Source organism: Bacillus sp. FSL R5-0654 (genome assembly GCF_038008745.1).
GTDB classification, from domain to species: Bacteria; Bacillota; Bacilli; order Bacillales; family Bacillaceae; genus Bacillus; species Bacillus safensis.
Window position 1 is genome coordinate 623,058 of record NZ_JBBOZV010000001.1, and the last position, 17,053, is coordinate 640,110.

18 protein-coding genes and 1 pseudogene are annotated in these 17,053 nt (G+C 39.1%); 9 read left to right on the top strand and 10 right to left on the bottom strand.

The window, feature by feature from the left end:
- Positions 1–6: 6 nt before the first annotated feature.
- A complete protein-coding gene (locus NSS76_RS03105) occupies positions 7–201 on the bottom strand; it encodes a YdiK family protein (RefSeq protein ID WP_003213897.1) in 195 nt (64 codons plus the stop codon).
- Positions 198–932 carry a CPBP family intramembrane glutamic endopeptidase gene (locus NSS76_RS03110; RefSeq protein ID WP_024424466.1) on the bottom strand — a complete coding sequence of 245 codons (735 nt, stop codon included), beginning with the start codon at positions 930–932 and terminating at the stop codon, positions 198–200. Before NSS76_RS03110 ends, NSS76_RS03105 begins: the two co-directional genes overlap by 4 nt.
- A 230-nt stretch (positions 933–1,162) precedes the next feature.
- Here NSS76_RS03110 and groES point away from each other — a divergent pair, with 230 nt between their 5' ends.
- The 3 genes from groES (at position 1,163) to NSS76_RS03125 (ending at position 3,679) form a co-directional block, all read left to right on the top strand.
- A complete protein-coding gene (gene groES / locus NSS76_RS03115; RefSeq protein ID WP_024426730.1) occupies positions 1,163–1,447 on the top strand; it encodes a co-chaperone GroES in 285 nt (94 codons plus the stop codon).
- Between the two features lie 55 nt (positions 1,448–1,502).
- Complete coding sequence (gene groL / locus NSS76_RS03120; protein ID WP_024424467.1) at positions 1,503–3,137, top strand: chaperonin GroEL; 1,635 nt, start codon at positions 1,503–1,505, stop codon at positions 3,135–3,137.
- Between the two features lie 119 nt (positions 3,138–3,256).
- Positions 3,257–3,679 (top strand): very short patch repair endonuclease, encoded by a 423-nt coding sequence (locus tag NSS76_RS03125; RefSeq protein ID WP_024424468.1) that lies wholly within the window; start codon positions 3,257–3,259, stop codon positions 3,677–3,679.
- Between the two features lie 22 nt (positions 3,680–3,701).
- Here the strand turns inward: NSS76_RS03125 and NSS76_RS03130 are convergent, their stop codons facing one another.
- The gene (locus NSS76_RS03130; protein WP_024424469.1) at positions 3,702–4,895 is read right to left on the bottom strand and encodes a DNA cytosine methyltransferase; all 1,194 of its coding nucleotides are present in this window, start codon (positions 4,893–4,895) and stop codon (positions 3,702–3,704) included.
- Between the two features lie 448 nt (positions 4,896–5,343).
- Here NSS76_RS03130 and NSS76_RS03135 point away from each other — a divergent pair, with 448 nt between their 5' ends.
- From NSS76_RS03135 to NSS76_RS03145, 3 genes are all read left to right on the top strand, one after another.
- Complete coding sequence (locus NSS76_RS03135; RefSeq protein ID WP_024424470.1) at positions 5,344–6,951, top strand: AlwI family type II restriction endonuclease; 1,608 nt, start codon at positions 5,344–5,346, stop codon at positions 6,949–6,951.
- A gap of 159 nt (positions 6,952–7,110) precedes the next feature.
- Positions 7,111–7,470, top strand: coding sequence for a GNAT family N-acetyltransferase (locus tag NSS76_RS03140; RefSeq protein WP_445662180.1), 360 nt, complete (start codon positions 7,111–7,113; stop codon positions 7,468–7,470).
- A 20-nt stretch (positions 7,471–7,490) separates the two neighbouring features.
- The gene (locus NSS76_RS03145) at positions 7,491–8,096 is read left to right on the top strand and encodes an FMN-binding negative transcriptional regulator (protein WP_024424472.1); all 606 of its coding nucleotides are present in this window, start codon (positions 7,491–7,493) and stop codon (positions 8,094–8,096) included.
- 130 nt (positions 8,097–8,226) lie between these two features.
- On the opposite strand, the gene NSS76_RS03150 is transcribed toward NSS76_RS03145, so the two are convergent.
- A complete protein-coding gene (locus NSS76_RS03150) occupies positions 8,227–8,763 on the bottom strand; it encodes an LptM family lipoprotein (RefSeq protein WP_024424473.1) in 537 nt (178 codons plus the stop codon).
- A gap of 245 nt (positions 8,764–9,008) precedes the next feature.
- Between NSS76_RS03150 and NSS76_RS03155 the strand changes: the two genes are divergently transcribed.
- A complete protein-coding gene (locus NSS76_RS03155) occupies positions 9,009–9,443 on the top strand; it encodes a hypothetical protein (RefSeq protein WP_341080686.1) in 435 nt (144 codons plus the stop codon).
- A gap of 30 nt (positions 9,444–9,473) precedes the next feature.
- Here NSS76_RS03155 and NSS76_RS03160 read toward each other — a convergent pair whose 3' ends face one another.
- The 3 genes from NSS76_RS03160 to NSS76_RS03170 form a co-directional block, all read right to left on the bottom strand.
- Positions 9,474–9,824, bottom strand: coding sequence for a DUF4064 domain-containing protein (locus NSS76_RS03160; RefSeq protein WP_024424475.1), 351 nt, complete (start codon positions 9,822–9,824; stop codon positions 9,474–9,476).
- Positions 9,825–9,962: 138 nt separating this feature from the next.
- Positions 9,963–10,430: a hypothetical protein gene (locus NSS76_RS03165; protein WP_044335644.1), complete on the bottom strand. Its 468-nt coding sequence runs from the start codon at positions 10,428–10,430 to the stop codon at positions 9,963–9,965.
- 125 nt (positions 10,431–10,555) lie between these two features.
- A complete protein-coding gene (locus NSS76_RS03170) occupies positions 10,556–11,230 on the bottom strand; it encodes a hypothetical protein (RefSeq protein ID WP_341080689.1) in 675 nt (224 codons plus the stop codon).
- A 209-nt stretch (positions 11,231–11,439) separates the two neighbouring features.
- Here NSS76_RS03170 and NSS76_RS03175 point away from each other — a divergent pair, with 209 nt between their 5' ends.
- Both NSS76_RS03175 and NSS76_RS03180 read left to right on the top strand, forming a co-directional pair.
- Positions 11,440–11,808, top strand: a complete 369-nt coding sequence (locus tag NSS76_RS03175; protein ID WP_024424478.1) for an RlpA-like double-psi beta-barrel domain-containing protein — start codon at positions 11,440–11,442, stop codon at positions 11,806–11,808.
- A 73-nt stretch (positions 11,809–11,881) separates the two neighbouring features.
- The gene (locus NSS76_RS03180; protein ID WP_073204073.1) at positions 11,882–12,931 is read left to right on the top strand and encodes a hypothetical protein; all 1,050 of its coding nucleotides are present in this window, start codon (positions 11,882–11,884) and stop codon (positions 12,929–12,931) included.
- Positions 12,932–13,145: 214 nt separating this feature from the next.
- Here NSS76_RS03180 and NSS76_RS03185 read toward each other — a convergent pair whose 3' ends face one another.
- The 3 genes and pseudogenes from NSS76_RS03185 to gabP form a co-directional block, all read right to left on the bottom strand.
- Entirely contained in the window at positions 13,146–13,517 is a 372-nt protein-coding gene (locus tag NSS76_RS03185; protein WP_044335638.1) for a carboxymuconolactone decarboxylase family protein, read from the bottom strand.
- 272 nt (positions 13,518–13,789) lie between these two features.
- Positions 13,790–15,322, bottom strand: a complete 1,533-nt coding sequence (locus tag NSS76_RS03190; RefSeq protein WP_073204075.1) for a multicopper oxidase family protein — start codon at positions 15,320–15,322, stop codon at positions 13,790–13,792.
- Between the two features lie 89 nt (positions 15,323–15,411).
- Positions 15,412–16,808, bottom strand: a pseudogene (gene gabP / locus NSS76_RS03195) (GABA permease); the annotation flags it as partial.
- Positions 16,809–17,053: the final 245 nt, after the last annotated feature.

A 17,053-nucleotide genomic window follows, 5' to 3' on the forward strand; every position in this document is an offset into this window, starting at 1 on the left:
TTTGATTTATTTTTGCTGCTGTTTTTTGAGTTTGACAGAGAAGGCAAACATTTTAAGCGCGATATTGATATTATAGGCCGCAAACACCATCAGCAAAATGCTGTAAAATGACCACATGTCACCTGGGTTTTGAATGGCCATATAGGTGAAAGCGACACCTACGGCAAAATAAATGATGCCCCATACGACTGGGTTTCTCATGAGAAAAAGCCTCCAATAATCATTTGCATGGTTTGAGATTGTTCTTCAATCATTTTTTTCACTGGCTCAATCTGCACAAGAACAACAAGTGAATTCATCAGCATATGAGCGCCGATTGGAACAATGATTCGTTTTGTTTTCGCATATAAAAAGGCAAAGGTAAAGCCCATTGCGGTATAGAGCAAGATATGGGGAAAATCATAGTGTACAGCAGCGAAAACCACTGAACTGGCAAGTGCTCCAATGAAGAAATTCGTTTTTTCATAAATCACACCAAAGATGATTTTACGGAAAATGATTTCCTCTAAGATTGGACCAATCAGGGCGATGACGATCACAAGCCAAGGAACGGCATCCATAATGGATAAAATGGTTTGCGTATTTTCTGACTCACGGCCAATGCCGAATGCATATTGTTCAATCGCCCCCGCAATCGATTGTGCAAAGAGAGAAAGAAAGAAACCGCCAATGATCCATGCGATAGCAGAACCGATTGAAACTGGCGCTTCATTTCGCAGTGAAGCTTTTGGGACGGTTCGAAGGATGAGCAGAATAATGATCAATCCGATACAAAAACTGATGATTGTCCACGTTCCTGATAATTTTGAAAGCTCTGTTTGAGTCATCGGTGATTGAATGAATCCCAGCCATTTCATAATGAGCACATAAGGAAACGCAGAAACCTGCACCAATATATACGTTAAGATGATGTACCAATATTGTTTTTTCAAGTAACGAAAACCCCTTTACTAAAAGAACTAGATTTATTGTAACACAAGTCTCCTTTTTCGATGAAAAGGAAAGAATCTGAGACCAAAAAAGAATCGTAAAAGCGTAAAAATTTTTAAAGGTTTTCACTTGAAATTGCAGAAGACATTCTTTATTATAATAAATGTGTTAGCACTCGCTGGTGATGAGTGCTAAAAAAGACTACATATAAAAATTGAGGAGGTTGTTTCTTATGTTAAAGCCATTAGGCGATCGCGTAATCATTGAACTCGTTGAATCTGAGGAAAAAACCGCTAGCGGTATTGTTTTACCGGATTCTGCAAAAGAAAAACCGCAAGAAGGTAAAATTGTTGCAGCAGGTTCAGGGCGTGTACTTGAAAGTGGTGAGCGCGTTGCGTTAGAAGTAAGCACAGGCGACCGCATTATCTTCTCAAAATATGCAGGCACTGAAGTTAAATATGAAGGCAAAGAATATTTAATCCTTCGTGAGAGCGACATTTTAGCTGTCATTGGTTAATCACATAAAAAACATTGAGATAAATTTTTAAAAAGACTGAGGAGGTTTCGTAATTATGGCAAAAGATATTAAGTTCAGTGAAGAAGCACGTCGCGCGATGTTACGCGGTGTAGATGCACTTGCAGATGCTGTAAAAGTAACTTTAGGACCTAAAGGACGTAACGTGGTTCTTGAGAAAAAATTCGGTTCTCCACTTATCACAAATGATGGTGTAACGATCGCAAAAGAAATCGAATTAGAAGATGCATTTGAAAACATGGGTGCAAAACTTGTGGCTGAAGTTGCAAGCAAAACAAACGACGTAGCTGGTGACGGTACTACGACTGCAACAGTTCTAGCTCAAGCGATGATCCGTGAAGGTCTGAAAAACGTAACAGCTGGTGCAAACCCTGTTGGCGTTCGTAAAGGGATCGAAGAAGCAGTGAAAGTAGCACTTGAAGGCTTGCACGAGATTTCTAAACCAATTGAAGGCAAAGAATCAATTGCTCAAGTTGCAGCTATTTCTGCAGCAGACGAAGAAGTCGGCAGCCTAATCGCAGAAGCAATGGAACGCGTAGGTAACGACGGAGTTATCACAATTGAAGAATCTAAAGGATTCACAACTGAGCTAGAAGTGGTTGAAGGTATGCAATTTGACCGCGGATATGCTTCACCATACATGGTGACTGATTCTGATAAGATGGAAGCAGTTCTTGAAAATCCTTACATCTTAATCACTGATAAAAAAATCACAAACATTCAAGAAATCCTTCCTGTACTTGAGCAAGTTGTACAACAAGGAAAACCATTATTGCTTATTGCTGAAGATGTAGAAGGCGAAGCACTTGCAACTCTTGTTGTGAACAAACTTCGTGGTACATTCAACGCAGTAGCAGTAAAAGCTCCTGGATTCGGTGATCGTCGTAAAGCAATGCTTGAAGACATCTCTGTTCTAACTGGCGGAGAATTAATCACAGAAGACCTAGGACTTGACCTGAAATCAACTGAAATCGGTCAGCTTGGCCGCGCTTCTAAAGTCGTTGTGACAAAAGAAAACACAACAATCGTAGAGGGCTCAGGAGATTCTGCTCAAATCGCAGCACGTGTGAACCAAATCCGTGCTCAAGTAGAAGAAACAACTTCTGAATTCGATAAAGAAAAATTACAAGAACGTCTTGCAAAACTAGCTGGCGGCGTCGCTGTCATCAAAGTTGGTGCTGCAACTGAAACAGAACTTAAAGAGCGTAAACTACGCATCGAGGATGCACTGAACTCAACTCGTGCAGCAGTTGAAGAAGGTATCGTATCTGGTGGTGGTACAGCACTTGTGAATGTATACAACAAAGTCGCTTCAATCGAAGCTGATGGTGACGTTCAAACAGGTGTGAACATCGTTCTACGTTCTCTTGAAGAGCCAATTCGTCAAATTGCTCACAACGCAGGTCTTGAAGGATCCGTTATCGTTGAGCGCTTGAAAAACGAAGAAATTGGCGTAGGCTTCAACGCAGCAACAAACGAATGGGTAAACATGATCGAAAAAGGAATCGTTGACCCAACAAAAGTAACTCGCTCTGCACTTCAAAACGCAGCTTCTGTAGCAGCAATGCTTCTAACAACTGAAGCAGTCGTTGCTGACAAACCAGAAGAAGGCGGCTCAGGCGGCGGAATGCCGGATATGGGCGGCATGGGTGGAATGGGCGGCATGATGTAACACCCTCGAAAACCCCTTGAAATATAGGGGTTTTTGTTGTTAATAATATTAAAACAGGTATTTTTTTTAATTCGAGCGAATGGTTTAAACTTTAAATCCAATATAAAAGAGGTTTTAGAGTGACAGATAACTTAACTCCGAAGCAGCGACGGAAAAATATGCAGGCAATCCGTTCTCAGTCAAAATTAGAAAATCGAATTTCTAAAGAAATTTGGCACAGAGGTATACGTTTTCGTAAAAACGATCGGACTCTTTTTGGTAAACCGGATATCTCCATAAAAAAATATAAGGTTGTTATTTTCATCGATTCTTGTTTTTGGCATGGCTGCGAGATACACGGAAATCGTCCAAAAAGCAATCAGGAATACTGGGATAAAAAGCTCAAACGAAACAGGAAACGAGATGAAGAGGTAAGAGATTATTATAAGGTACGCGGATGGAATTATAAGAGGATCTGGGAACATGAATTTAAGGAGAATTTCGATAAAACAGTCGGAGAAATTGAAGCATTTATAAGGCAAGCTCAAAAGACGGGACCTTAGTATCGGTGCCGTCTTTTTTGTGTTATATATTCAGTTCTATTTGGTTATCTAATTTTCCAACCGGTTTTTCTTGTGAATTCTCTACTTCATCAATTGTTACCTTTCTCTGTCCGCGTAAATTTTCAAGCTGCAGCTTTTTCGCAGGCTCTATCCATTCATAATCTATTTTAGCGAATGATTTCAAAATGGCTTCAAATACAATTTTTGCTCCCTTAACTGGTACTGCCATGCCAATCTGCTTTCTTACTGCTTCTTTGCTTCCCTGAAATACAAAGTCATCTGGAAATGTCTGCAGGCGGGCACGTTCCCGATTTGTAAGCGCACGAAGTTCTTTCCAATGATACATATGTGTTCCGCCGCCCCCGCTGCCAGTCACTGTATAAGCCGGTCGATCCGGGTCAAGACGCTTGTAAATTGAACTTAGGCGTGCTCCCTTTACATTAAGCTGAAGGTCTTCTGGAATTCCAGCATACCAGGCATTTTCACCGGGCGGAATGTAGCTCAGCATTTCCTGTACCTTCTTAGTGTGTTTAGGTATTTCGTGATTGGGTGCATCTTCAGGAATCGGCGGCTCAGTAATTGCCTGCTTAGACGTAACATAGTCTGTAGAGGCTAGTGTAGTTGGTGCCGGCACTCTGAACTCTACACCTTTTGCAGCCCAGTCATTTCTGATACCAACAATGATAATGCGATGCCGTGCTTGTGGGACCCCATATTCTTCAAATTTGTACAGGTGAGGTGTTAATTTGTATCCGCACTCCTCAAGCTCTGTTAAGATTTTGATGAATGCTTTTCCTTCGTTAGCGCTTTGGAGTCCACCAACATTCTCTGCTACAAAGAATTTCGGCTGATATTCTTCCAGCACTTTTACCCCGTAAGAATAAAGAGGACCGTATGTACCGTTTAATCCTTGCTTTTCACCAACATTGCTGTAATCGTTGCATGGGAATCCAAACGCGAAACAATCAATTTCCTCTAGAACGGTTTTATCGCCAATAGGAAGTTGCTGAACTGGTCCGCAAACGACAGATTGATCTTCTAAATCACCGCAAATATTGTAACGAAATGTGCTACATGCATTTGGATCAAAGTCGTTTGCCCAAACATGCTCTATACGCCATTCTTTGCCCGTTTCAGGATGTGTAAATCCTGCCAATTTAGCGCCAAGACTGAGGCCGCCGGGTCCATTAAATAGTTCTCCCTTTTTAAAAATCATAACAAAACCTCTTCTCGTATTTTTATATAATCAACGTTTTTACGAAAGTATGTTCTTGCATACTAATACGCTATTTATTTTACACGTTTTAGAAAAAAAATAAAGTCTTAAAGAAATGCTTTATAAAATTAGCGATTTTTTACTATAAATAAACTACATTAGATATGTACTCATTTATTAAAGAATAAAACTCAAGTTGAGGCAATTTAGCTGTCATAGATACGATAACACTAGTGTTATGTTCGATAATTATACAGTGTTTTATTTTTTTCCATATAAGTCCTTCAGGAATTGTATTAAAATTAGATTAACTAAGTTTAACTGTGCAGGCAAAAAAATAATTAGACTTACAATTAAAAGATTGGAAAGGTTATAGATCAAAAAAGCTTAAAAGCAAGAAAAGGTATTCTAAGTGCATTACAATGAAAATTGTAAGGAGGATGGGGAATTGGCAGAACGAAAAGTATGGTTCATTACCAGACCAGAAAGAGATCCGCAATTTCATGCGGAAGCCATAAAAGCGTTGGCTGAAGCAACGCAAATGTTTACTGTAAAATGGCAGGGAAATAGGGAAGTACATAAACACTATGAGGCGGTATTAGCCTCAAAAGGATTAAAGAGGAACAATATTAGTGCTGATGGATCAGGAGGCCGTACTTGGTGTGCTATGTTAAAGACTTTTGCCTACTGCTATATAAATAGTGATGGTCTAGTTAAACCAACTAAATCGGGACAGGCAATGATTAAAGGGATAAAAGAATATGAGAACGTAAAAAAGCAGATTTTAACACTTCAGATTCCAAACGCTTACTTTATGGAAGCTGGCTTCCGTCCCAAATTCGATCAGAGCTTCCGCATACGTCCCGCTAGATTTTTGGTTAAGCTTGTGCAGCGGCCTGATTTAAATTACCGGGTGACAAAAGAAGAAATCACCTATTTTGTTCTGACGGCACAGCAGGACAGTCAACTAGAAGAAACAGCTCAAAAGATTATTGCTTATCGTAATGCATGTGAGAATGAAAAGGAGATGATGAAGCAAAAGATTGCTGTTGAATATGACCATCGCGATAGAAATGACAAAGCAGCACGTGATTATTACCAGGCACATTCTGATGTTGCACATACGTTTATGCTATTATGCGAGTACACTGCGCTTGTGGAGTATCAACGTGGAGAGGCATTATTGAAGACTGATCCTGCATTAGCGAGAGAAGCAAAGAGTATTTTAAATTACTATGATAGACGGTATCCTTATAACACACGATATCTAATTTCAATCGAACGTATGGCACAAAATAATGGACTTGATGTAGATAGTTATAAAGTGAGCGATTTTGGGGATGAGAAACCTGCGAGTAACAATGTCAAGATGCAGAGGAAAATTGAATCTGTTCTAAATAGTATTCCAAATGCATCTGAATTGGTACGTGAAGAACTGCTTTCGTATTTTATTCCAGCTATAGGGCCGAATGAAGCTCGGAAAGCTGTAGATAGGCTTCGTTCTGAAACATACAAATTTGCAAGCATACCTGAAGAGTTTGTGGAAAGATATCTTGGTGAACTAACACCAGCAGAATTTGAAAGAGAAACATTGAAAATCTTTGAAGCTATCGGCTTTGAAGCCTTATATCAGCCAAAAGCAAATGGGAAAAAGACAGAGATTGAAATCTTACTAAAATACGAGGACAAATGTGGTATTATCGATACAAAGTATTATCCAAATGGTTTTGCTCTTTCACAAAATCTAGCTAATTATATGGCCTCAGAGTATATTCCGAATTACCTTCAATATGAAGGAAAGAAATTATCTTTTTATGGATATGTCACATCCGGTAAGTTATCAGGAGATAAAAAACTTAAATCCATTACAACTCTTAGCAGTAAACTAGTAAATAAAGAGATCGAGGGGATTATGATGACAAGAGAAGTGTTAATAGGTTTTCTTGATTACTGTATGGAAAATGAAATTCAAAAAAATAGACGTATTGAACTCTTTATTGAAAAGATACAAAACAAAGGTTTTAGTGATTTACAAATATTTTTGAATCATAATTAATGAGAGTAGTAAAAAGCGACCTACTTTTACTCAACTGTAAAAACTCTTTAATAAGAGAGCATATTAAAAAGAAAAGCGGTGATCATGTGGGCCTGAGAAATTGGGTGGCGATAATTGTTGCACTGGGGGTCGTGTTCGGATTGTTTGGGTCGAAAAAGCGTGATAATTAAGGAACAAGTTAAAACCCCACTTCAAAACAGGAGTGGGGTTTTTCAATGTTTGAAGATCAATATGGATGATGCCCAATCAGAAGAGATGGGGAGTGAAGCGTTAGAGATTGAAAGAATTTATATTAAGCAATCCTTTCAAAAGCAAGGATTAGGCAGATATTTAATCGATCAAGCCATTGAAATTGCGAAAAATCATCATAAACGGGATGTTTGGCTTGGGGTGTGGGAGCACAATAGTGCGGCCATCGCTTTCTATCAAAAGCTTGGGTTTGTTCGAACAGGGGTGCACGCCTTTCTCATGGGGGACGAAGAGCAAATGGATTTCATTATGACCAAAACATTGAGCTGATCAAAAAGGAGGAAGGGTACATGCATATCCCATCATTTTTTCGAGTGAAAGATATGGAGAAAATCAAATCATTTATTCAATCTCATTCATTTGCTACAGTTGTGACGACAATGAATGAAAAGCCCATTGCGACACATATTCCAGTGAGTTTTCATCAAGTTGGAGATTCGTATGTGATCTCGGGGCATATGGCGATTGGGAATCCTCAATGGAAAACCTTTGAAGAAAATGAAAAGGTGCTCGTCATCTTTCAAGGGCCGCATGCCTACATATCTTCTTCATGGTATGAAAAAGAAGCAGTACCAACATGGAATTATCAGGCTGTTCATGTTTATGGAAAGGCGGAACTGCTTGAAAAATCGGAACTGGTTAAGGAATTAACCACAATGCTGGAGACATACGAAAGTCACAGAGAACAGCCGGTGCTATGGGAGACGTTGTCTGAGGAACTGTTAGAGAAGCAAATGAAAGGCATTGTAGGCTTTAAGATCATCATTGATGAAGTTCAGGCTGCTTTTAAATTAAGCCAAAATCGCCACGAAAGGGATTATATCCGCATCATTGAACACCTGGAAGCAGAGGATGAAGTGGAAATGGCTGAGGAGATGAAAAAGAGTTCCATTTAAGAGACTTCTCGAAAGATTAGTTAATAAAAAGAATGAAACGTTACTTATAAACAAAAACACTTTCTTCTAGGAAAGTGTTTTTTAGTGGTGATAAAAAAAGCCCTCATCATTCAAGGGAATGAGTGAAAGTTTATTTTACTTTAACTGTGAATGTCACGTCTTTACTATTCATGTAATCGTCAGTTGTGACATCTCCAAATTTCAGTTTTAATTCTTTGATGTTTTTAATGTTGATCTCTTTGCCTTCAGGAGCTAAGAATTGAATAACACCATCCTGTTTAACGCCACCTTCAACTTCGCCACCAATATCACCGTCAGTCATAAACATATTCGCATCTAATTGCATGCTTCCAGCTACAACTTTTCCTTGATCTGGATAGAAGTTTAGAACTTTATCTGTCGTATTTTCGATATTCATTCCAACATTGATTCTATCCTTCATAATTTTAATCTCGCCAAGGTTTACTTTCATTCCTTGAGCCGTTGTTTTGTGTTTGCTCGCATTTATTTTCTTTGAACCATCGTCTTTTTTGTTTTTTGATTGTGTTTTTGTGCTTGTAGACTCTTTTTCTTTAGATGCACCTGTAGACACATCTTCTGTTGAGCCGCAAGCAGCCAGTGTAAATGTTAGCCCTAAAGCTAAAAATAAAGCATAGAATTTCTTCAAAATGAAAATCCCCTTTTGTTTAATTTATATAAGCGTCTTGTGCTTATACATTGACCATGACTATTATAATAGGATAAAAGTACTTTCGAATCAACAAAAAATGATAAAAATAGAAAATAATTGTTTTTAAGTGTTTTTTTATAAACCAGTTAGCTTAAAATTACATAAAATCCACTTCTTGTGACTTAAAACGAACTTGAATTTCCTTATAATAGAATTATTATAAGGGATTGGGAGTGATTGAGATGGAAGGTTCGTCAATCAAGACGGTTAATAGAGAGGATCAACATGAATTCTTGTTTCTGAATATATCTTCAAATACAGTTGGGGCTCTTTCAAAGGAATCTGCTGAGAGGATTCTAAGCGGGAGGGATACCGATGAAATACACCAATTGATGTATGTTCCTATTGAAAATCATGAAGACCTCAAATGGCTGATTCATTCTTTGCATAAAGCCATCATGGATGAAAAAGATGTACGTGTCGTTCTTGAATTGGCTGATCTACTCTATTTCTTTGTTGTCCCTGCTTACAAAGAAGAATTGATGAGCCAAGAAGATTTGTCACACATGGTGAATGATATATTATTTATGTTGGATCTTTGGATAGATGAAAACTTAATAGAGTTAGTTGATGCCATTCAATATGAATTACAAAGAGTAGAGAGAAAAGGCTTGTAGAGCAATCCCTACAAGCTTTATTCTCTATTCTTATGCAGTTGTGTTATTGACGACAGGCTCTTTTCTAAACACGCCCATGCAGCCTGCAATGATGATTAATACAGCTGGAAGGATGAAGAACATAGAAATAGAAATAATGCCGCCTACAGCAGATACTAATAATAAAATTCCACCAAGCTTTGCTTTTTTCTTTACGATGACAGATGCGACAATGGCAAGAATAGAGAAAAGCATTGCTGCCCAGCCTAACCCCGTAATTTCACTTGTGCCTGAATCGCTAAATGCCGCATCGATTCCTCCGAAAGCAAGAGCAAACATTGCGCCGAAAAATCCAAAAATACCTCCAATTAAACCTAAAACAAATTCTGTTGTTCTTTTCATAATACTTTCCTCCGATATGTAAATAAGAATTATTGGTACTTAAGAACCAACACAATCTTACTAATCGGCATTCTTTTCATAAAGTTAATAGTTTTGTTAAAAAAAACAAGAAAATCCATAAAGGATTTTCTTGTCCAATTATTGGGCTCTTTCCCAAGTAATTTTTGTTTCATTTGTTTTTTTCGTTCCCTTTGCCAGCATCTTGCCGTTTTCTTGTTTCACGGTGATGTTTAGGTCATAAAAGGAATAGAGGGCGCCGAGGCTGTCATTTTCCGGTTTATGAAGATTGTTTTCTTTTTCAGTTGATGCTCCAATGGCCAGCGTTTTTGCAAAGTTTAAACCGATGACTTCCGCGTAATCACTATTGGTATCAGAGGAAGCCGTTACGTTTAAAGAAATGACTTTTTTCTTTTGATCCACGGTGATGTCAGTGTCTTTGATGAGCTTAGACTGCTCCATTACTTCTTTTGTTTCTTTTTGAATGCGCTCATTAATCGTAGGAAGTGCCTTAGATTCTGGTTTTTGCTCTTTTGTCGTATTTGAGCAAGCTGCTAGAATGGAGAGACTTGCAACTAGACTCATGAAAACAAGTAGACTTTTTTTCACGTTCGTTCTCCTTTTTTCGTCGAATGTTGTATGTTTATGTTACCACGAATCGTTGTTTTGATTAAAAGAGAAGTGTTGATAAGCTGTGAACAATAAAAAGCACCCAATGGAGGGTGCTTTATTTCTTATTGTGCTGAAAGGCTTGTACTTAATGGGATAGAAGAAATGACGGTGAATTTAGGAGCTGCGGCACCGGATTCTAAATTTTTACGTAAAAGTGACGATTTGATTGACCCGTCCCAATTTTTATAGACACTTCCTGATGTATTTGCACGAAGCTGTACATTCGAAAAGCTTGCTTGTGAATAGCTGTTTGTTCCATTATCCTGTACGCCATGTACCATTTTGACAACATCAAGGTTTTTCAGACGGCTAGGGTTGTAAAAAGGCTGCTTATAGCGCAGTTTCCCGTTGACATATAGTGACACCGTGCCATCACCATTGTTGATGAGCTTTAAGTTGACACGTGCGCCATCTTTAATACTTGTATCGTATTCGCTGTTCCAGTATTTACTGCCGCCTTGTGAGCCGCTGCCCAGAAAAACTTTATAGCCAGAAGACGTTTTTGAAATACCGCTCTCTACAACAGCAGAGCCGAGACCGAGATACCAGTCCGCATAGCCGTTTTTAATGGTGGCTGTTTTCGGCAGGACAATATCAGCAGAGATACCTGACCATTTGGCTTCATCTGTTTGCGTCACAATAGCGCCGTGACGAGGACTAGCCGCAGAGGCTGGGATACTTGATAGCATCAAAACGAAGGTTAAACTTACACTCAAAACGATGAACCACTTTTTCATGAAAATTCCTCCTTAAATTTGATTCACTTTTATTATATAAAATGAAAGAGGGGGGCTGCTTACAATGTTCTGACTGTTTATGGTAGTATTTATGAACTTTATCGGTCATAAAGTGGTCAACTTGTATTTGAATTGTAATGTGTCTGTAAAATAACTGGGTTCATCTTCATGTATAATGAGTGCAGAAACCAAAAACGGAGGATTTCTTAATGAATAAAAAGCTTATCACGACAATCGTAACAGTAGCTAGTTTATTTTTAGCATTCAGTTTCTCACATGGAGCAAGTGCAAAAAAAGTAAGCGGCAATATTACTTGGTATAATGGTGTCGGCAAAAAAGGCGCAGATGGAAAAAAACTCGGTCATTGGGATGCAGCAACTAAAATGGGCTTTGACGTACCGAAAAAAGGTACAAAACTAAGAGTGACAACAAAAGCGAAACCACATAAAGTGATTACAGTATATAAATATGATGTAGGCAGAATGCCAAATGCTGTATTAGACGTAAGTCCAAAAGCATTCAAAGCACTTGGGTATAAAACAAGTAAAGGTGTCGTAAAAGGGCATTACACTTATTAATACATAGGCATGCAAAGAAGCGGGAAAAGTTCATTTTCTGGCTTCTTTTCTTGTAGAGAGGGTCTGAAAGGCAATGAAAAAATCAACATGGTGGATCATCACAGTCATTGGCGTCGCAGTGATTGCGGCAGTTATTTTCTTCATGATGAAGCCTGGGCAAGAGGCGAAACATACAGGAAAGGTCAAAACAAATCAAGATGCAAAAGACGAATTGCTCGTTTCATTTACAGATCAAAAGTTAAACAATACTTATTACTTGCATGATCGGGCGCTTCATACGGAGAAACTGACAGCATATCCTTCGATTGCTTATGATTCTACGAAACAGGTTTTATATTACACGTATACGGATGAAGACACGCAAAAGGTGAGTATTCGGGAATTAAATGTGAAATCTGACGAAGAAAAAACACTGTTTACGAGTGATGATTCTATCGACAGTATGAGACTGACTGGTGACGGAAAGAAGTTATTTCTAAGGTATAACAAGGATTCTGGAGAGCAATTTTATGTCGCATCTTTTGATTTGAAAACACACAAAATGAAAGAGCTGTATCCGGAAAAAAGCAAGGATGATACGGTGAGTTCTTTTGCATATGATCCGACTTCAAATGATTTGGCAATCCAGCATTATTCTTTAAAAGAAGATTATCAAAAAACCGATGAAGCAAATGAAAAGGGCAGAGATCCTGAACCAACAACCATGAAGATCACCCTTCAAACAGGTGAGAAGGGGAAACGCATTGCACGTATCTCACAAACGATCAATGATATTTCATTTTCTCCAGATCATAAGAAATTGATTTATACAGAAGTAAAGGTTCGTAAAGAAAAAGAAATATCCTCGATTAAGTTGCTTGATGTAGAAACAGGAAAAACGACGACACTCGTTAAAAACAGCCAGGATGTTCATATTTTAAGTGCTGCACAGCCGCAATTTTCTACGGACGGGTCGTCTGTTTATTTCTTAGGTGTTGCAAAAGACGCAGAAGAATTAAAGGATGACACCGGACGAAAGGCGAAAGTAAGAACGATTTTTGAATACAATATGAAGAAGAAAACAGTGGAAGCCGCTTGGGAGAAGGATGGCGGAATCGTTAATAATTTCACTGTCAATCGATAAAGGAAACGTTCAGTTATTTATATAACTGGACGTTTTTTTATTTTGTCACTTGATATGCTGGAGAAATGGTGGATTTATAGAAGGAAAATCAGTTTTTATGCAGGGATACGAGTGCTATTTTCTTATTTTGCTTATGTGACAGAGGAAAAGAAAAAGAGTAATATGAGTGAACATAAAAAAACGAGAGGACTGATGACATCTCGTTTTCTCTGTTTTATTTGTTTTCATCTAATAAGTTTTGAAAGATAAACAGGGCATTAATGGAGTGAGGGAAGCCAGCAACCTTTGTACAGTGTTTAATAATCTCCATAATCTCTATAACAGAAAGTCCGATATGTAATGCTTGTTCAAAATGAGTCTTTAAGTCTTCATCACAATTGCCTTTTGTGATGAGGGAAGATAATGTGCTGATGGCCTTTTGTTTTTCATCTAATATGAAGTGATTGAATTCTTTTTGTTCACTGAGTTCAATGGTTAGTTGTTCAATGTTTGACCGAATGCTCTCGTTTTCATAAATTGAAAGCTTCTCTCTGTTACCTGCCGCTGTTTCTTGTTTGACCTGGCAAGTCTCTTTTTCTTCATTCAAATTGAACTCCTCCGTTTTTTATCGCAATTTTCCATTTGTTCGTTCATTATGGCTTATGTGCCTTTTGATAGATGTAATGGGTATATAGTAGTATTATCGGTTGCTGCGTCAACTTTTTAAGTATGGAACGCTCTTCAAAGGAATGATTCATGCGATTTATTTTTCCATTTTGAAATGGATCATAAAAGGGCTAATGACTGGATGTCCGTTAGCCCCTTTGTAATCAGCAGTTTCATAAGTTCTACGCATTTAGTGGAAGAGTGGTTTCATTTTTACTGAATGATATCCATAGGCCTCATCATGTCATAATCTTCATGCTCTAAAATATGACAATGCCACACATACCGGCCGCTGTATGGAACAAATCGAGCAACGATCCGAATGACTTCACCTGCATGCGCCTGAATGGTGTCCTTGTAGCCTTGTTCATGTAAAGGAGGCGCTTCGTTTGGTCCGGTATACACGATTTCTCCTGTCGATTGATAGACTTCTGTATCAAATGGTCTTCTGTCTAAAACCCTAAATTGAACAAGATGCAAATGAATAGGGTGTGTTCCTCTGGTTGGATTGACAATAGACCAAACCTCTAGACTGCCAAGACGAGGATTTTCTGTGACAGGGTCATTCCAAAATTGGTTATCGAGCAATAGGATAGGGCGGCCGTATTTATCCTGTGTGCCGGTAAGTGTGAGTGTACGCTCTCTATCAGCTCGACTTGGCCGAAGCGGCGGCAGCGGTTTGAAAATCGGACGTAATGTTTTAGGTACTCTCCCTTTTAGCGGACGTGTGACTTTGAATTGCATAATGTTCGCATCTGTTTCAGGGTTCACATCCTGTCCGCAGCCGGCTGTATTTTTGAGAGTGATCGTTTTGTTTTCGTAAGCTGAAAAGTCGATGATGACATCGAAACGTTCAGCAGGCGCGATGCTAAAGGATTGATGGCGAACGGGTCTTGGCAAAAACCCCCCATCGGAACCAATTTGCAAGATTGTAGCGTCATTATCTAGATGCAACTCGTAAGTTCTAGTATTGGACGCATTTAAAATACGAAAACGGTATTTTCGCGGCTCTACTTCTAAATATGGCCATACTTTTCCATTGACTAAGATCGTTTCTCCACAAAAAAAGGGCACGATGGATGGGTCTGGTATGTCACTGTCCTCTGGTGTATCGTTTGGTCTGCTAGGATAAAACAGTGAGCCATCCTCCTGAAACGTCCGGTCCATAATCATTAAAGGAATGTCATAGTCATCTTTCGGAAGCTCTAAAGACTTTTCAAATGCATCTGAGATCAAATAAAATCCAGCTAAACCGGCGTACACATTTAGTCGTGTCAATGCCATCGCATGATCGTGATACCATAATGTGCAGGCTTGCTGATGATTTGGATAGACGTAAGTCTCTCTTTCAAAAAAAGGGCCGGTTGCTTCATAATCCCGTGAAAACCAGGCCTCTGGGTAGCCGTCACTGCTTGCTGGTGTGACGCCGCCATGCAGATGAACGACTGTTTTGACCTCTGGTTCATCGTGTTGCCCATGATGAATAGTGTGATCGACAGGCAGAAAATGTTTCAATGGCAATTTGTTCATCCATTTCACTTTGACCTTTTCATTTCGATTGGCTTTAATGGTTGGACCAGGCAAGCTGCCATTATAGGTCCATAGCTTGGTTGGGGGCAGGTCTCTATGAACTTTTAAGAATACCTCCTCCATAGCAATTTCATAATACGTTTGTCTTGGGTTCTTTTTGACGGGCTTCGCGACTTCTGGAATTGGAAGCTCGTCAACAAATTTTTCTAGGTTCATGTTGACTAATCCTCACTTAAATTCAATTTGATACAGTATAAGTGCGGACATCCAAATAGGTGAATAAAATAAAAAAACCCGCTTTTCAGCGGGAGAATTACGGGTGTTTATTTTCAAGCGCCGCATTTGCAGGCACTTTTTTATTCGGTTTAAAGATGAAATAAGCAGCCAGTACGCCAAAGGTAATGATACTCGTCAAAATGAGCTGTGGCCGCATGGATTCGATAAACAGCATCGATGCCAAGATGGCGCAAATGACCAAAATGGTAAAGTACGTGAGGTATGGGAACAGCCACATTTTGATTTTGAGCTGTTCTGGATTTTCTTTTTCGATTTTGCGTCGCATTCTTAATTGTGAAACGGCAATGACCAAGTAAACAAGAAGGGCAATAGCGCCAGATGCATTGACTAAGAACAAAAAGATGGTTTCAGGATAAAAGTAGTTCATCATGACGGCAATGTAGGAAAAGAAGGTACCTGCGACTGTAGCCGCTACAGGAACACCACGTTTGCTGATTTTCATAAAGCGTTTCGGCGCTTCGCCTCTTTCTGCTAATGAATAAAGCATTCTGGACGTTGTGTACAAACCGGAGTTTAAACAAGATAGAACAGCTGTTAAGACAATGACGTTCATGACTTGAGCGGCTGATGGAACACCAATGTATTCTAATACCGCAACGAACGGGCTTGTTAAAATACTTGCGGAATTCCACGGAAGCAAGGTGACAACGACAGCAATTGATCCGACATAGAATACGATAATACGCCATACAACAGAGCGGGTGGCTGTCGTCACAGATTTGACTGGGTCTGCTGATTCACCGGCCGCTATGGCCACAATCTCCGTTCCCATGAAGGAAAAGATGACGACGACGATTCCGAGTAACACAGAGCTGAATCCATTTGGAAGAAAACCGCCGTTCCCTGTTAGATTGGCAAGACCTGAAGTATGATGACCGCCAAAACCAAAGATAAATGCAAAACCAATAAGTAGAAAGAGAATGATGCTGACGACTTTAATTAATGAAAACCAATATTCAAATTCGCCAAAAGATTTAACAGAAAAGATATTTGTTAATGTTAAGAGGATTGTGAGGATAAGACTTGTGAGCCAAACAGGTGCATCTCCATACCAATATTGAATAATGGCAGCACCGGCAATGGCTTCGATGGCGATGACGATCACCCAGAAGAACCAGTAAAGCCAGCCGATTGTAAACCCGGCCCATGGACCGATGGCATCGCTCGCATATTGTGAGAAAGAACCGCTTGTCGGATAGGCACATGCCATTTCTCCAAGCATTCTCATAATAAAGATCACCAGAAGTCCGGCAAAAGAATAGGAAAGAATGGATCCAGGCCCTGCAGAATGAATGACAGCGCCGCTACCAACAAATAGCCCTGCCCCAATGACCCCAGCAATGGAGATCATCGAAATATGTCTTGTTTTAAGGTTTTTTTGAAGACCGTTTGTCATGTTGGACATTTCTTTACCTCCAAACATTTCTCATGAATAGAGAATTTGTTTTTAGAATATTTTAAATTTTATCATACTGAATTGTCATTCAGCATTGGACAGGTTATCAAACTGACATTTCAAACCTCTTAACATGATGTTAAAAAGTAGAAAGGATTTGAGAGATTATGTTCCCTCTTTTCCCTCTGTTTATTTTTAAAATAGCATAAAAAAGGAAGGAGGGAAGTTGTGTCTCAAAATAAAATTATTCTGAT

What these genes read in the sequence shown, in the direction of transcription:
- NSS76_RS03105 (WP_003213897.1), bottom strand. Translation starts at nt 201, where the DNA reads ATGAGAAACCCAGTCGTATGGGGCATCATTTATTTTGCCGTAGGTGTC.
- groES (WP_024426730.1), top strand. Translation starts at nt 1,163, where the DNA reads ATGTTAAAGCCATTAGGCGATCGCGTAATCATTGAACTCGTTGAATCT.
- groL (WP_024424467.1), top strand. Translation starts at nt 1,503, where the DNA reads ATGGCAAAAGATATTAAGTTCAGTGAAGAAGCACGTCGCGCGATGTTA.
- NSS76_RS03130 (WP_024424469.1), bottom strand. Translation starts at nt 4,895, where the DNA reads ATGATTTTTAAAAAGGGAGAACTATTTAATGGACCCGGCGGCCTCAGT.
- NSS76_RS03145 (WP_024424472.1), top strand. Translation starts at nt 7,491, where the DNA reads ATGCATATCCCATCATTTTTTCGAGTGAAAGATATGGAGAAAATCAAA.
- NSS76_RS03155 (WP_341080686.1), top strand. Translation starts at nt 9,009, where the DNA reads ATGGAAGGTTCGTCAATCAAGACGGTTAATAGAGAGGATCAACATGAA.
- NSS76_RS03160 (WP_024424475.1), bottom strand. Translation starts at nt 9,824, where the DNA reads ATGAAAAGAACAACAGAATTTGTTTTAGGTTTAATTGGAGGTATTTTT.
- NSS76_RS03170 (WP_341080689.1), bottom strand. Translation starts at nt 11,230, where the DNA reads ATGAAAAAGTGGTTCATCGTTTTGAGTGTAAGTTTAACCTTCGTTTTG.
- NSS76_RS03175 (WP_024424478.1), top strand. Translation starts at nt 11,440, where the DNA reads ATGAATAAAAAGCTTATCACGACAATCGTAACAGTAGCTAGTTTATTT.
- NSS76_RS03180 (WP_073204073.1), top strand. Translation starts at nt 11,882, where the DNA reads ATGAAAAAATCAACATGGTGGATCATCACAGTCATTGGCGTCGCAGTG.
- NSS76_RS03190 (WP_073204075.1), bottom strand. Translation starts at nt 15,322, where the DNA reads ATGAACCTAGAAAAATTTGTTGACGAGCTTCCAATTCCAGAAGTCGCG.